The following is a 13,279-nucleotide window of genomic DNA, read 5'->3' as shown; positions in this document are numbered from 1 at the left end:
GGCGGAACAGCAGGAGCGGCCATGTCAGGGGTGGTACTCATCCGGTCGCATCGGGGTCGTCGGGCCAGCCCGGGTCGTCGATCTCCTCGATGACCTCGGCGTCGATCGCACCGTCCTCATCCGGGACCGGCTGCGGCTCGGCAGTGCGCCGAGCGGGCCGCACGGACTCCGCCTCGACCTCTTCGCATCGGGCCTTCAGCAGCGCTGCCAGGGCATCGGTCAGCTCGCCCGCCCGGAACGCCCTGCGCCAGGTGTCCTGCAGATCGTCGATCGTCAGCGCGCACGCCGCCTCGGCCACCCAGTCAGTGCGAGCCGCCTCAAGGGCCAGGCGAGGAGCAGCCGACGGGTCCAGGGCGACAGCTGTCGGCAGCGGCCCGGTCAGGGCCTGACGCGGGGTCACACCCCGCAGCTCCACCGCAACGACGGGGAAGTTCTTCGTCTGCCCGTTCGCGACCCGCTTGCGCTGCTCGATCCGCAGCGTCACCGGAATCAGACCCCGGCCGCCCGTGCCCGACAGCACCATGTCGACAGTGCCGCCCCACTCACTGGCGGCGTAGAAACTGTGGGTCTCAGCACGCCACGTACCCATGTCCGGCATGTCCGGGAGGACCACCCGCAGCCGCGAAGTCACCGAACACACAACGCCCTTGGGCTGCAGGTGCCAGTCGGGACCGAACTGCCGCGCGCACAGGCACGACTTGCGGGTCAGCTGCTCCGTCTCACCGTCACAGCGGCGCAGACAACCGCCCGCGTTCCACATCTCGTTGTACTGCGACAGCGGATCGCCCGGAGGCAGCAGCGCATCAATGGACCGCCGCTCGGTGACGACCCTGTACTGCTCTGGGCCGCTGCCCTGCGGCTGCCACGGCTCGACCGTCCCGCCCCACACCTCTGCGGCCTCGTCGAGGTAGTGCCGGGCATGGGAGGTGAGCACCCACGTCTCGGACTTCACCGGCACCGGCCTCTTGCCCGGGTCCTTGTGCGGGACACTCCAGCCGGTGCGGAGCCTGCCCAGCTCACGGGCCTCCCGCTGGACATTGGAGATACGCGCACCCATCTCAGGCCGCCTTCGCGAGTTCAGGCTCACCCGTCACGGGCGGCGTAACGACGGGGTACGAGTACGGCGCAGCGTGATGCCAATGCGCGTTGATCAGAGCGCCCCGGAAAGCACGGTGCGCTTCGCGGTCGCCCGGCATCTCGACCAGGGCACGGGAACGGCGCCGCAGGTTCAGCACCCCTGTCCGCTCGATCGGCGGCACCGGCGCGTCCGTGTCGTCCGGGAGGAGCACGTGCTCGCAGAACCGAAGCGCGGCGAGTTGCTGCGCGAACTCCGGGTACACCGACTTCGCGGGCCGCGTCGCCGACGTCTTGTAGTCGATGAGCCACAGCTCGCGGCGGCCGCCCGGCCCGGTCGGCAGCCAGATCATCAGGTCGGCGGTGCCCGCGTACCCGAGCCTGCGGTGCACGCACGTGATCTCCGTGGCGACGACATCGCGTTCGAAGTCGACACCCCACTCGGCGAACCACTTGTCGAGCTGACGCCCGTACGGCTCGACCTCCAGATCGGCAGCGAACGGCGCACCCAGGACACGGGCCTGCGCCCGGGCATGGACCCGCGTGCCGAGATCCGCAGCGTGCTCGCGGACATCACGGTGCACACGCTTCAGGTCAGCAGTCAGCCCCTCCCGGTCGACCACCGCGCGGCGCACGATCTCCACGCGGTTCTCCAGCATCCAGTTGACCGTCAGCTTTACCGCCCAGGGCATCAGCGCGGCCTTGGCGACCGAGGTGCCGAGCACGTTTGTCACGCTCACCAGGTCCGGGCCACCGGCCGGGTCGGTGTAGTACCGCCCCCGGTCGGTGTCGTGTGCGTGCTTGGGGTCCGTCACCGGCTGCTCCCGTTCTTCTGGCGGGGAAGGGAGTAGCCGTGCCGCTTCCAGAGCGCCGCCTCGGCGCGCTGCTTCGCGGCGGCGCGCCGCTCACGGATCTCCAGGACCACGGCGGCGACAGCGCACAGGCCCAGGAGCAGCGCGGCGGAGATCCACCACAGCTCGGCGTTGTGGCTCATGCGGCGACCGCCTCACGGACCGGGCTGTGGCCGGCGACGTCTGCGGCCGCGTCCATCAGCTCCGGGTACGCGCTGAGGTCGGAAGTCGCGATCAGGTTGACCTGCACGCCACGCCACGCGACGACCAGACACTGGGCCACGCGCTGCTTGCCGTCGGCGGCCGTGAACAGGTCCGGGGACAGCGGCCTGCCGTTCAGGGCTGCGGCGTACGCGGCGAGCGTGGGGCGCGCATTGTCCGTCGCGATGGCGCCGGTGAGCGCGGCCGAGGTGCTCGCCAGGGTCCAACTCACGGGCGGCAGCTCGTAGTCGCGGAGCAGTTCCACCAGCGCGAGGGCCTGTTCGAGTTGCGCACTGCCATGGGTAGGCTGGGGCTTCAAGGCCCGCCTCCTTCTGACTGGATGATCGGTGGGTCGGGGCCGTCCCTCGGGTCGCAAGCCAGGGGCGGCCCACCGGGCTCTACGCCGCGAGTGGTGTCGCTTCGCGACTGGTGGCCATCGCGCGTTCCATGGCCGGGGCCAGCACGGGGCGCAGGACGTCGATGAGTTCGGGGGGCGGCGGCGGCACGGCTGCTACCTGCCGGTGAATTTCGGCCACTGTCGCGGCTCCGAGGATGCGCAGCCGCTCCTCGCGGGTCATGCGGCCTGCCGCTCGCAGACGAAGTCGTCCAGGGGGAGGCCGTAGGCGTCGGCGATGCGCTTGACTGTCTTCAGCGTCGGCTCGGTGTCACCCTTAAGCAGGCGGCTGACGTGGCCTCTGTCGAGGCCGGTACGAGCGGCGATGAGGCTCGTGCTCGAATCGCCGGCCTCCTTCGCGGTCTTGTCGAAGAAGGCGTTGTCGAAGTTGGGCATAGTTCACCTCCCGGGCTTTGCCACTGGGGTTGCTGCTGCCTGACAGCAACCATAGCCCAGAGTGCTGCGCTTTGACAGCAGATTTGCTGCGCGAGTTTCCGCAGGTGAACGGGTAGACCACTGGGACATCAGAACCAGCTGGATGTGTACACGCGGATCACTGGCCTGAGCAGTACTGTTGTCAGCTGACAGCAGCGTTCCCCGGCGCTACCCTTCCGAGCTATGGATGGTGCCCAGCACATGGACACAGGACCCCAAGCCCTCGCCGCCTACGTGCGCCGACATGCCCCCGCGGCCGGCTACCGACTCGACGAGTGGGGCGAGCCCGCGCGCCTCGCGCGCGACTCCCAGATGGACACCGGAACGCTCACCCGCCTCCTCAAGGGCGAGCGCATCCCCCGCCCCGCCCTGCTCTGGCCGCTCTCCACCGCCCTCCAGCGCCCATACCTGGAGATGCTCGTTGAATCCGGCACCATTCCACCGGAAGCAGTCGCGCATATGCCAGAAAGCCCAGTAGCATCACAGCCCATCACTGCTGATGCACTCGCAAACCAATGGGGCGTCACAACCGCAGCCGGACGCGAGTACATTCGAGAAACCCTCGACCGCGTACGCCTGCTCGCCCAGCAAAACCCCGGCGAGCCGGAAGAGGGGGGCAGCACCGCACACGGATGAGGAGAGCGCACGTGAACTACCGCGCAGGACTGGCCGTAGCAGCAACTGCACTGCTCGCCGCCGCACTCCTCTATCCCGCCCCTGTCGCCGCCGGAGCCATCCTGGGCGCCGCCGTCCTTCACCTGCGCCACCGCGCCATGGCCACTGCCGACGACGCCCAACTCCAGGACGCCCGGAACGCCCTCGACAACTCGCGACGCCAGTACGAAGCCGCCTTCCTCACGCTCACCAGCCAACGCGAGCGCATGCGCGTCAACATGGAGGAGAAGCTCGTCAGCCAGATCGCCGCCCTCAACGGCCAGCACCAGCACGAGCTGGCCATCGCCAAAGCCGACGCCTTCGAGGACGGCGTGAAGGCCGTCCTCCTCAACCAGCTGGGCACACCCACGGACGAGCGACCCGACGCCGACGCCGACGTGATCTCCATCGCCACCCGGCGCCGCTGACGCCCTACTCGGTCGCCGCTTCAACCAGCTCCAGGGCGGGAGCCTTCGGCCACTCCTCAAACCCCGGCTGCCCCTTGAAGATCAGCCCCACTCTCCCGGTGAGACCCAGCTGATAACGGCCCGCCTTCTGCGCCTTACGTAGCTCAACCCTCACGCAACGCTGGATGACGTGCCGCCGCTGCTCCGTGTCCAGCTCGGCATTCCACATCAGATCAAGGACTTCCATCGGGTGCCCGATCAAGCCGTCGATCAGAGGATCACCGACCGACAGCTGGGCGTTGAGCCGGTTCTCGGCCGCCACGATCAGCGGGTGAAGGTTCTGCTCCAATGTCGCCAGCGACGCGACCGAGAGCAGCGGCATTCCCGTGGCCGGGCTGAACTGCGTTGCCTGCGCCCGGGCCTCTTCCAGCTGAGTGCGCATCGCCGCGATCTTGGTGCGCTCCGCCGCGATGGTCGCCTGTACCACTGTCCTTCGAAACACCAGCGCCGCGTCCGGGGACGACAGCCAGTTCAGCACCGCCTCCTCGACGTAGGCATCCAGGGCCTCCTGGCTGATGGAGACATCCCCCCGGTACTCGCAGGTGTAGGTCGGCTTGAGCAGAGTCCCCTTCACCGTGCGGCCGTTCACCACGCGATCTCGCTGCTGTCGACCGTTCACGTAACGAAGCTTGTTGATCTTCGCACTGGGATCGGCCCGGCACAGTGCGCACAGAGCGATGCCCGAGAGCATGTGAGAGGTCCCGCCATCTCGGTTCGTGTTCCGATCCGGATCCCCGAGGAGCAGCTGAACCCGGTGAAACACGGTCTCGTCGACGATCCGGGGCCAGACAGCCTTGTACTCCGAGCCGCGGTTCGTCCGGATGCCGAGGTAGGACCGGTTCGTCAGGATCACGCGCAGGCCAGCGCGCGTCATCGTGGGCCGGAACGTCTGCACGTACCGCAGCGTCGCTCTGAGACTCTTGCCCTGGTCGATCATGTCGAAGGCGGTCCTCACGACGTCCGCGTGGTCCGGGTGCTCCTCCTGCCCCACGAGGTGGCCGTCATCGGGGTCGTAGCGGCGCTTGTACCCGAATGGCACGATTCCGTGAGGGCGCCCGCGCTTCGCATTGAGCCGCGCAGTCCGGTCGGCGCGGGCGATGATCGCCTCGGCTTCCTCCTCGGACTGGAGGGCGTCGCGGGTGAACTCCTTGCGGTCGGACGGCACCCGCATGTCGTAGATGCGCCCGTCGTAGCACAGCAGCACGCCCGTGCGCTCGCAGACGTCACGCAGCTTGACCGAGACCTCCAGCGTGCGGGACACCCGCGAGCGCTCGGCATACACGACCACGTCGATCAGGCCGGCCTCCATGTCGGCGACCAGCCGTTCGAAGTTTTTCCGGACCTTTCGGGCCTTCCGGGAGGCCGAGAGGTCGCGGTCCTCGTAGTAGTCGTGGATCGTCCAGCCGCGGTCCTCGCACTCCAGCTCCCCGACGGTGAACTGGTCCCTGATGGACCTTCCCTGCTTCTTCGGATCGTGTGAGGCGCGGCCGTACAGAGCTGCGCGCAGCTGCGAGAGCGCCTCGGACCGGGGGAGGGGGATCACGTTTCCCATGGTCAGTCACGATAGGGGCCGACGGACGTTCATGGCCCCCGTTTACGTAACAAGAGACCGAACTTGTGGCCGGAGGTGTTGATCGAGGAGACCCGGGGCAGCCGGAAGTCCCAGAGCAGGTCGGGGTCGATGAAGGGCGCAACCATCGCCCCTGACGCCCCGTCGACGTGCACCGGCACGTCGAGGCCCGTGCGCTGCTGCAGCTCGTCCAGGGCCGCACAGATCTCCGCGATCGGCTCGTAGGAGCCGTCGAAGGTCGAGCCGAGGATCCCGACCACGCCGATGGTGTTCTCGTCGCAGAGGGCCACCGCCTGCTCGGCGCCCAGGTGGAAGCGCTCGCCCTCCATCGGCGCCAGCCTCGGCTCGACCTCCCAGAAGTTGCAGAACTTGTCCCAGCAGACCTGCACGTTCACGCCCATCACCAGGTTGGGGCGGGCGCCCGCCGCGTACCGCTCGGGGTTGCGCCGCATCCAGCGCCGCTTGAGCGCGAGCCCGGCCAGCATGCACGCCTCGCTGGACCCGGTGGTCGAGCAGCCCACCGCCGATTCCGGATCGGGGACGTGCCAGAGGTCGGCGAGCATCGACACGCAGCGCCGCTCCAGTTCGGCCGTCTGCGGGTACTCGTCCTTGTCGATCATGTTCTTGTCGAAGCACTCGGCCATCAGCCGGTCGGCCTCCTCCTCCATCGAGGTGGTGACGAAGGTGGCCAGGTTGAGCTTGGCGTTGCCGTCCAGCATGAGCTCGTCGTGGATCAGCCGGTACGCGGTGGTGGCCAGGATCGGGCCGTCCGCGAGCCGGTGCACCGGCGGGGCCAGGGCCATCGCCTCCGCAGCTGCCAGCAGCGGATTGAGAGCCAGCCGGCGGTCCCCGCCCGTTCCCTGATGCAGCGCCATGTCCGGACATCCCTTCGCTCACCTCACGGATGTCCCACGCTGCCACCGGTCGCCCGGTGACGCATTCCCAGAGCGCCGTTCAGGCCTTGGTCTCCGGGTGCACCTGCTCCCGTACGGTGGCGAACTGCTGGCGCACCGCCTTGCCGACGGCGAGGTCGTGCTCCTGGTCGGGGGTGATGGTCACGGCCTCGGGCAGCTCCCACTGCGGCGGCTCGGCGGTGCCGGCCAGCGCCCAGGCGGCCTGCCGGGCCGCACCACGCGAGGCGTAGTCGCCGGCCGGCGGTATCACCACGGGGAGGCCGAACAGCAGCGGCGCGATCTCCCGTACGGCGGGCAGCCGCCCGGCCGCGCCCAGCAGGAAGACCCGGCGCACCGTGACGCCCTTGGTGCGCAGCACGTCCAGGGCGTCCGCGACATTGCAGAGCATGCCCTCGACGGCGGCCCTCGCGAGGTGCTGAGGGGCCATCGACTCGGCCCGCAGGCCCGTCAGGGTGCCCGCCGCGTGCGGCAGCTTGGGCGTCCGCTCGCCGTCCAGGTACGGGAGCAGCACCAGCCCGTACGCGCCGGGGGAGGACTGGAGGGCCAGCTCGCTCAGCCCGGCCAGGTCGCAGCCCAGCAGGCCGGCCATCGAGCGCAGCACCTGGGCGGCGTTGAGGGTGCCGACCATCGGGAGGTGGTGGCCGGTCGCGTCGGCGAACGAGGAGATGGCGCCGGAGGTGTCGACCACGGCCTGGTCGTGCACCGCGAAGATGGTGCCGTTGCCGCCGATCGAGACCACCGCGTCGCCGGGGCCGAGCCCGAGGCCCAGCGCGGCCGCCATGTTGTCACCGGTACCGGCGGAGATCAGCAGGCCCTCGGGGGTGTGCCCGGCGGGCTCGGAGGGGCCGAGCACGTCCGGAAGCCGCAGCTCGTGGCCGAGCGCGAGCTTCACCAGGTCCTGGCGGTACTCGCCGGTGACCGGCGACCAGTAGCCCGTGCCGGAGGCGTCGCCGCGGTCGGTGGTCCGGCGCTTGGGGTGGCCGAGCAGCTGCCAGACCAGCCAGTCGTGCGGCAGCAGCACCTCGGCGATCCGCTTCGCCGAGGCGGGCTCGTACTCGGCCAGCCAGCGCAGCTTGGCGATGGTGTACGTCGGGGCGGGGACGGAGCCGATCGCCTGGACCCACGGCTCCGGGCCGCCGAGCGCGTCGATCAGGGCGGCGGCGGCGCCCGCCGAGCGCGGGTCGTTCCACAGCAGCGCCGGGCGGACCAGGACCCCGCCCGCGTCCAGCCCGATCAGACCGTGCTGCTGGGCGGAGACGCCGATCGCCCGGACGCCCTCCAGCAGGCCGCCGGTGGCCGCGTCGCCGAGCGAGTGCAGCCAGGCCTGCGGGTCGACCTCGGTGGTCCGGCCGTCGGCGCCCTCGGGCAGCGGATGGGGTGCCTTGCCGTCGCGCAGCACGGCGCCGGTGTCGGCGTCGCACGCGACGATCCTGGTGCGAGTGGTCGAGCTGTCGATGCCCGCGACGATGGCCATATCGAGATCATGCCTCAGCGGGTGGCCGGGATGGAGCCGGGCGACACAAGTGTTGCCCACTCGGTACTGGTGAGTACTCCCCGCGTCCCGGCCGGCCCGCCGGGGTCACGGACGGACCGTGCCCCAACTGTCGTCCTCGGCGTGCTGGCGGTTGAAGTACGAGACCCGGTCGGTCAGCGCGTTCGGCAGCTTGTCGCCGACCTTGTCGGCCACCGCGCCCGCGGCCTTTCCGGCCACCGCGCCCGCCTGGTGCTTGGCCTTGCCGGCGGCGTCCTGCACCCGGGGGTTCTCGGCGATCTGGCGGGCGGTCTTGGCGATCTGCTCGTAGCGCTGCCGGCCGGCCCGGGCGCCCAGGACGTACCCGATCCCGACTCCCACGATCAAGGTCAGCTTCCACATGCTCGGCTTCCACCCTTCCTTGCGGTCTCCACCGCGTTGCCCTACCCGTCCTGCCCGGCGGTGAACCGCCCGGGCGGTGGCGGGTCCGGGCCGGCCGTGCCCCGCCGTGCCACCAGCATCCCCGCCCGCCCCGGCCGTCGCGCGCCGGGCGCGCCGAGAGGGTCGGGGGTCGGGCCGGAGGGACGGGGAAGGGGAAAGCGATTGGCGGACCACCCCCCTGAGTGCGCTAATGTATGTCCCGCAGCGAGCGCCGAAGGCCCGGGAGGATCCGGGGCCCAGGCGGAAGCTCAATCCCGCATAGCTCAATTGGCAGAGCAGCCGGCTGTTAACCGGCAGGTTTTTGGTTCGAGTCCAAATGCGGGAGCGCGGACAGGCTGGTAAGGCCCGTCCTGCACCGCGTGAGCGATCCCCCATAGCTCAATTGGCAGAGCAGCCGACTGTTAATCGGCAGGTTATTGGTTCGAGTCCAATTGGGGGAGCTTCACCGGCAGTTCAGGTGAGTAGCGCAGAGCGAAGGCCCTCCGGTCGCCGGAGGGCCTTCGTGTTTTCCGGGCCCGCCGGCCCTAGGCGGTGGCCTTCCGGTACAGCTCGGTGACCCGGCCGTCGAAGGTGATGCTGTACGAGGTCCGGTCGGTGTCCCCGCCCTGCTGGTAGCCGCCGATCACGCCCACCACCTTGCCCGTCCCGGTGAGCCAGGGGCTGCCGCTGGTGCCGTTGGTGTAGCCGAGGCAGTCGAAGCGCTCCTGGGTGGCGCTGAACTGGCTGGTCCGGCCGGCACAGGTGATCGGTACCTGACTCTCGTTCGGGTAGCCGGTGACGGAGACCGGCAGGCCGAAGCCCTGGTCGGTGCCGAGCGGGTTGCCGCCGAGCACGTCCTCGATCTGCCGGCCCTCCACCGCGTCGACGGTGAGGAAGGCGACGTCGTACTCGGGGTCCTCGCTCTCCGTCCAGCGGGGGTCGACGGTGATCGAGGTGAGCGGCCAACTGCCGTACGGGGCCCGGCCGTCGCGGAAGCCCGGGGCGAACACCAGGTTGTCCAGCCGGCCGAGGGTGGAGGTGTAGACGCAGTGGGCGGCGGTCACCAGCAGATTGCGGCGCGGGCTGTCGACGATGCTGGCGGTGCAGGCCCGGGGGCCGTCGAGGGCGCCCACGAAGAGCGCGCCGATCCGGTCGCTCCTGCCGTCGGGCGGAGCGGGGCGGGAGGACGGCGTGTTGTCCGCCTGCCCGGAGCCGGGTGCGCAGGCCGTGACGGCGAGCGGTGAGACGGCCAGCAGCGCAGCGGCCAGAGCGCCGAGGTGCCGTACGCGTGCCATCCGGTGGTCTCTCTTCTCCCGCAGTGCCGCCTCCGCAGGGCGGGCCCGGAACCAAGATCTACCAGGCGGGACGCCGGGTGCGCCAGGCCCTGCCCGGCCGATCTTGTCGGACGGGGCTCAACCTGTGGCCCGGTCGTAGAGCGCCTGGACCTGGTCACCGAAGTAGCTGCTGTACGAGGTGTCCGCGGTGTCCCCGCCCTGCTGGTAGCCGCCGATCACGCCGACCACGGTGCCCGTGCGGGTGCTCGGGTCGAAGTCGGTGATCCACGGGCTGCCGCTGGTGCCGCCGGTGTAGTCGGGGCAGTCGATGCGCAGCTGGGTGGGGCTCTGCTCGGTGGTCCGGTTGCTGCAGGTGATCGGGACCTCGCCGCTGCTCGGGTAGCCCGTCACCTTCACCGGCAGCTGGTACCCCTTGCCGGTGCCGAGCTTGTTCGCGCCGAGCACCTGCTGGACCTGCCGGCCGTTCTGCCGCTGGACGATCGCGAAGGCGACGTCCATGTCCTGGTTGCCGTGGTCCTTCCAGCTCTGGTCGACGGTGATCGAGACGAGCGGCCAGACGCCGCTCGGCGTCTCGCCGTTGCGGTAGCCGGGGACGAACACCAGATCGCCGTGCTGGCCCGTCAACGGGTCGTAGACGCAGTGCGCGGCGGTGATGATCAGATTCTGCCCGGCGCTGTCGACGACGCTGGCGGTGCAGAAGTGGTCGCCGTCCGAGTTGTGGGTGAAGACCGCGCCGACCAGGCCGTTGAGGACGGTGGGCTTGGCGGTACGGGTGGTGCCGACGTGCTTGGCGACCGCGGCGAGGATGCGGTCCTTGGTCCAGCCGTGGGCGGGGGAGCTCCGGCTGGTGGTGGGGCTGCCGGTCGACGTACCCGAAGAGGATCCGCAGCCGGTCGCCGCCGTCAGGGCGAGGGCCGCCGCCGTGATCACCCACCTGCTCCGTCCGCGCACCGTCACCGCCCTGGAACTCGACCGCCGGGTCCATCGGGCTTCCAGCCTCACCCGGAGGTGTCGGGCACCGCCACAGCGGCTGGCCCGGACGGGGAGAGGGGCTCGCCGGCCTCCTCGGATGCGCCCCCGGCGCGCACCGGAGCTGATCGACCGGCTATGCTGCCGGGGACGGCCCTGAGGGGCCGTCTGCTGCTGCACCGGCCGGGTCGGCCCGGCTGCGCGGCGAACCGGGGCGGTAGCTCAGCCGGTTAGAGCAGGGGACTCATAATCCCTTGGTCGTGGGTTCGAGTCCCACCCGCCCCACCTCGGCAAGTCTCAGCAGATCATCAGATATATCGCCTCTGACCTGCGGAAACGCCTGCATTACTGACGAGAACAGTAGCCCACAAGGCGACGCGGAGCCTCTTCGCCACGCCGGGTTTCACCCGTCTGGGAACATGCTGGGAACATCGTTTTGACGAAGGCCTCTGTGGCCCAGTGTGCTAGGCGTGCTGGGAACGATGAGGGCCCGCAGGTAGCTACCTGCGGGCCCTTCGGCGTGTCTGCGCAAAGTACTACGCCGCGACGAGTTCGTTCCCAGCGGCTTCGGTGATCCGCGTGGTGCGCGGGACGGTTGCGAGGGTGGCCTCTGCTGCGGCTTGTTCCAGCTGGGGCAGGACGCTGGTGTAAGTGTCGGCCGTGATCTGGAAGGACGAGTGGCCGAGCTGTACCTGGATGCCCTTCATGTCGACGCCAGCAAGCCGTGCCAGGGATGCCGCGAGGTGACGAAGGTCATGCAGGCGGGTCGGCGGCAGGTCAGCCTTCTCCACCAGCCGCTTGAACCGCGCGGTCAGGTAGTCCGGGTGGTAGCCCTCGCCGTCCTCTTTCGTGAAGACGAGGCCACTGTCGATCCACGCCTTCCCGGCGGCGAGGCAGCGAGCCTTGTCGGCCGCTTGGCGAAGCTTGCGGAGCCGGAACAGAGCTGCGTTCTCCTGGTCGATGGAGATGGTCCGCTCGCTGTCGGCCTTCGGGTCTTCGCCGTAGACCTTGTAAGCGACGGAGACGACCTGCTGGCTAATCGTCACGGACAGGTTGTCGAGGTCGACTTCGCTCCAGGGTAGGGCGCAGCACTCTCCGCGGCGAGGTCCCCTGAACGCCTTGAAGTGCCAGAGATCGAAGAGGGCGTCATCTACGTACCTGTCGAGGAACTGGCCGGCGAGCTGGGGAGTCCAGATCATTACCGGGCTGGGGACTTCTCCGGTCTCGCGCCAGCGCGCGACGCGCTGCGGCGTCCACACGATGGGTCGGGGCGGCTTGATGCTCGGGAGGGTGACAAGAGCGGCCCAGTTGCGAGTCATTTCGAGCGCGGCGACCGCGTCGTTCATCGCGGACGACAGGGTGGCCTTGATCTTGTGCTGGGTGGGGATGTCGGTGATCCGCTTGAGCTGTCGCCGTTCTGTCTTCAACTGGTCCCTGGCTTCGTGCCACACCTGTCGGACCTCGGCACGTTCGTGTTTCGGTGCTGCGTGCCAGGCACGGCGCTTGGCTTCGCAGTCCTCTGCGAGGGCCTCGACGAGGGCTCGGTGCACGGCTCGCTGCTCGTTCTCGTCGTTGATCCAGCCGAACATGGCGTCGAGGTGATGCTTGCGTATGTCCTTCCGCAGCACGTGTCCCATCGAGGGCTTGATGTAGAGGCGAATGTGCCGTGTGTACGGGTCGACAGTGCTCCGCGCGAGGTCTGACTTGCCGTCGATCCAGCGGTCCATGTACTCGCCGAAGGTCTCCTTGGACAGCACGTCGACGCCGACCTGGGCCTGTGCCCAGACTTCGGCGCACTTGTCGGCGGCCTCTTTCTGGGTGGCGAAGCCGCCCTCCTTCGCGCGCTGCCGCTTTTCCCCCGGTTTCGCAGGTAGCTCGATGGCATAGGTCCAGCTGCCGTGCGTCCGCTTCTTGAGCTGTGGGCAGCTGGTCTCCAGATACCCGATCTTCTGTGTCCCGTCTGGGAGGAGGACCGGCTTGCCCTTGTTGGGCCCGCTCTTGTGCACCATCGGCCCCCGGCAGGCGCATCGCTTGTAGGTCTTCTCCTCGAACACCCGCAGTGTCCCCTTACGTCACCCGTTCGCCCGCCAGCCCTTGAGATGGCCCGCGTTGCGTCTCTTGATCACTGACCCTCACAATGCTGTGCGGGCTGTAAGACACGTCTGTATGCTGCGAGGACGCTGGCGTGGGGGAGACAACGGCGGTATGTGATGGCTGACATCAGCGCGACGAACGCTGGACAGTCGAGGGCCACATCGCAGGGCATGAGCGAGGAAGAACTGCTCGCTTTGCCCACGGCGGTAAGCGTGCCGACGGCGGCGCGCGCACTAGGTATCGGCGTCAACAAGGCGTACGAGTTGATCAAGTTGGGGCAGTTCCCGGTGAGGCTGCTCACCCTCGGAGAGACCTACAAGGTGCCGACAGCTTCGCTGCGGCGGGTGCTCGGTGTTGAGGTGCACACGCAAGATTCACCGGCCTGAACGTCGTGAACCGTCACGGTTTGTCCTCTTCCTTCGTTTGCCCCATTGCAATAGTGTCACCTAACTTTGTCTAGCAAGGGTTGT

The 13,279-nt window shown here is 69.1% G+C and carries 15 protein-coding genes, 3 tRNA genes and 1 pseudogene; 6 read left to right on the top strand and 13 right to left on the bottom strand.

Annotated features, from left to right (window positions below):
• Positions 1-37 precede the first annotated feature (37 nt).
• From FB465_RS09915 to FB465_RS09890, 6 genes are all read right to left on the bottom strand, one after another.
• Positions 38-1,057: a recombination directionality factor gene (locus tag FB465_RS09915; protein WP_246192598.1), complete on the bottom strand. Its 1,020-nt coding sequence runs from the start codon at positions 1,055-1,057 to the stop codon at positions 38-40.
• 1 nt (position 1,058) lies between these two features.
• Positions 1,059-1,799 carry a hypothetical protein gene (locus tag FB465_RS09910; protein WP_246192597.1) on the bottom strand — a complete coding sequence of 247 codons (741 nt, stop codon included), beginning with the start codon at positions 1,797-1,799 and terminating at the stop codon, positions 1,059-1,061.
• An 86-nt stretch (positions 1,800-1,885) separates the two neighbouring features.
• Positions 1,886-2,068 (bottom strand): hypothetical protein, encoded by a 183-nt coding sequence (locus FB465_RS09905; protein ID WP_145789538.1) that lies wholly within the window; start codon positions 2,066-2,068, stop codon positions 1,886-1,888.
• Positions 2,065-2,445, bottom strand: a complete 381-nt coding sequence (locus tag FB465_RS09900; protein ID WP_145789536.1) for a hypothetical protein — start codon at positions 2,443-2,445, stop codon at positions 2,065-2,067. Before FB465_RS09900 ends, FB465_RS09905 begins: the two co-directional genes overlap by 4 nt.
• 79 nt (positions 2,446-2,524) lie before the next feature.
• Positions 2,525-2,704, bottom strand: a complete 180-nt coding sequence (locus FB465_RS09895; RefSeq protein WP_145789535.1) for a hypothetical protein — start codon at positions 2,702-2,704, stop codon at positions 2,525-2,527.
• Positions 2,701-2,916 (bottom strand): helix-turn-helix domain-containing protein, encoded by a 216-nt coding sequence (locus FB465_RS09890; RefSeq protein WP_145789533.1) that lies wholly within the window; start codon positions 2,914-2,916, stop codon positions 2,701-2,703. The genes FB465_RS09895 and FB465_RS09890 overlap by 4 nt, the downstream gene beginning before the upstream one ends.
• 240 nt (positions 2,917-3,156) lie before the next feature.
• Between FB465_RS09890 and FB465_RS09885 the strand changes: the two genes are divergently transcribed.
• Both FB465_RS09885 and FB465_RS09880 read left to right on the top strand, forming a co-directional pair.
• Positions 3,157-3,591 carry a hypothetical protein gene (locus FB465_RS09885; protein WP_170290544.1) on the top strand — a complete coding sequence of 145 codons (435 nt, stop codon included), beginning with the start codon at positions 3,157-3,159 and terminating at the stop codon, positions 3,589-3,591.
• A gap of 11 nt (positions 3,592-3,602) precedes the next feature.
• Positions 3,603-4,037 (top strand): hypothetical protein, encoded by a 435-nt coding sequence (locus FB465_RS09880; protein ID WP_145789531.1) that lies wholly within the window; start codon positions 3,603-3,605, stop codon positions 4,035-4,037.
• 4 nt (positions 4,038-4,041) lie between these two features.
• Here FB465_RS09880 and FB465_RS09875 read toward each other — a convergent pair whose 3' ends face one another.
• The 4 genes and pseudogenes from FB465_RS09875 to FB465_RS09860 all read right to left on the bottom strand — a co-directional run bounded on the left by FB465_RS09875 (position 4,042) and on the right by FB465_RS09860 (position 8,433).
• Positions 4,042-5,628: a recombinase family protein gene (locus FB465_RS09875; protein WP_145789529.1), complete on the bottom strand. Its 1,587-nt coding sequence runs from the start codon at positions 5,626-5,628 to the stop codon at positions 4,042-4,044.
• A gap of 50 nt (positions 5,629-5,678) precedes the next feature.
• Positions 5,679-6,521, bottom strand: a pseudogene (locus FB465_RS09870) (pyridoxal-dependent decarboxylase); the annotation flags it as partial.
• Between the two features lie 79 nt (positions 6,522-6,600).
• Positions 6,601-8,034: an FGGY family carbohydrate kinase gene (locus FB465_RS09865; protein ID WP_145789527.1), complete on the bottom strand. Its 1,434-nt coding sequence runs from the start codon at positions 8,032-8,034 to the stop codon at positions 6,601-6,603.
• A gap of 105 nt (positions 8,035-8,139) precedes the next feature.
• Positions 8,140-8,433: a hypothetical protein gene (locus FB465_RS09860; protein WP_145789525.1), complete on the bottom strand. Its 294-nt coding sequence runs from the start codon at positions 8,431-8,433 to the stop codon at positions 8,140-8,142.
• Positions 8,434-8,724: 291 nt separating this feature from the next.
• On the opposite strand from FB465_RS09860, the gene FB465_RS09855 reads away from it, so the two are divergent.
• Positions 8,725-8,797 (top strand) — tRNA-Asn (locus FB465_RS09855).
• Positions 8,798-8,839: 42 nt separating this feature from the next.
• A tRNA-Asn gene (locus FB465_RS09850) sits at positions 8,840-8,912 on the top strand.
• An 84-nt stretch (positions 8,913-8,996) separates the two neighbouring features.
• On the opposite strand, the gene FB465_RS09845 is transcribed toward FB465_RS09850, so the two are convergent.
• Positions 8,997-9,746: a trypsin-like serine peptidase gene (locus FB465_RS09845; RefSeq protein ID WP_145789524.1), complete on the bottom strand. Its 750-nt coding sequence runs from the start codon at positions 9,744-9,746 to the stop codon at positions 8,997-8,999.
• Between the two features lie 117 nt (positions 9,747-9,863).
• Positions 9,864-10,676, bottom strand: coding sequence for a trypsin-like serine peptidase (locus FB465_RS09840; RefSeq protein WP_246192596.1), 813 nt, complete (start codon positions 10,674-10,676; stop codon positions 9,864-9,866).
• A 250-nt stretch (positions 10,677-10,926) separates the two neighbouring features.
• Here FB465_RS09840 and FB465_RS09835 point away from each other — a divergent pair.
• A tRNA-Ile gene (locus FB465_RS09835) sits at positions 10,927-11,000 on the top strand.
• A 251-nt stretch (positions 11,001-11,251) separates the two neighbouring features.
• Here the strand turns inward: FB465_RS09835 and FB465_RS09830 are convergent.
• Positions 11,252-12,769: a site-specific integrase gene (locus FB465_RS09830; protein WP_145789522.1), complete on the bottom strand. Its 1,518-nt coding sequence runs from the start codon at positions 12,767-12,769 to the stop codon at positions 11,252-11,254.
• A 210-nt stretch (positions 12,770-12,979) separates the two neighbouring features.
• Here FB465_RS09830 and FB465_RS09825 point away from each other — a divergent pair, with 210 nt between their 5' ends.
• The gene (locus tag FB465_RS09825) at positions 12,980-13,195 is read left to right on the top strand and encodes a DNA-binding protein (RefSeq protein WP_246192595.1); all 216 of its coding nucleotides are present in this window, start codon (positions 12,980-12,982) and stop codon (positions 13,193-13,195) included.
• Positions 13,196-13,279 lie beyond the last annotated feature (84 nt).

Origin of the sequence: Kitasatospora atroaurantiaca (assembly GCF_007828955.1) — a bacterium.
GTDB classification, from domain to species: domain Bacteria; phylum Actinomycetota; class Actinomycetes; order Streptomycetales; family Streptomycetaceae; genus Kitasatospora; species Kitasatospora atroaurantiaca.
This window is presented reverse-complemented; position numbering and strand designations above follow the sequence as displayed.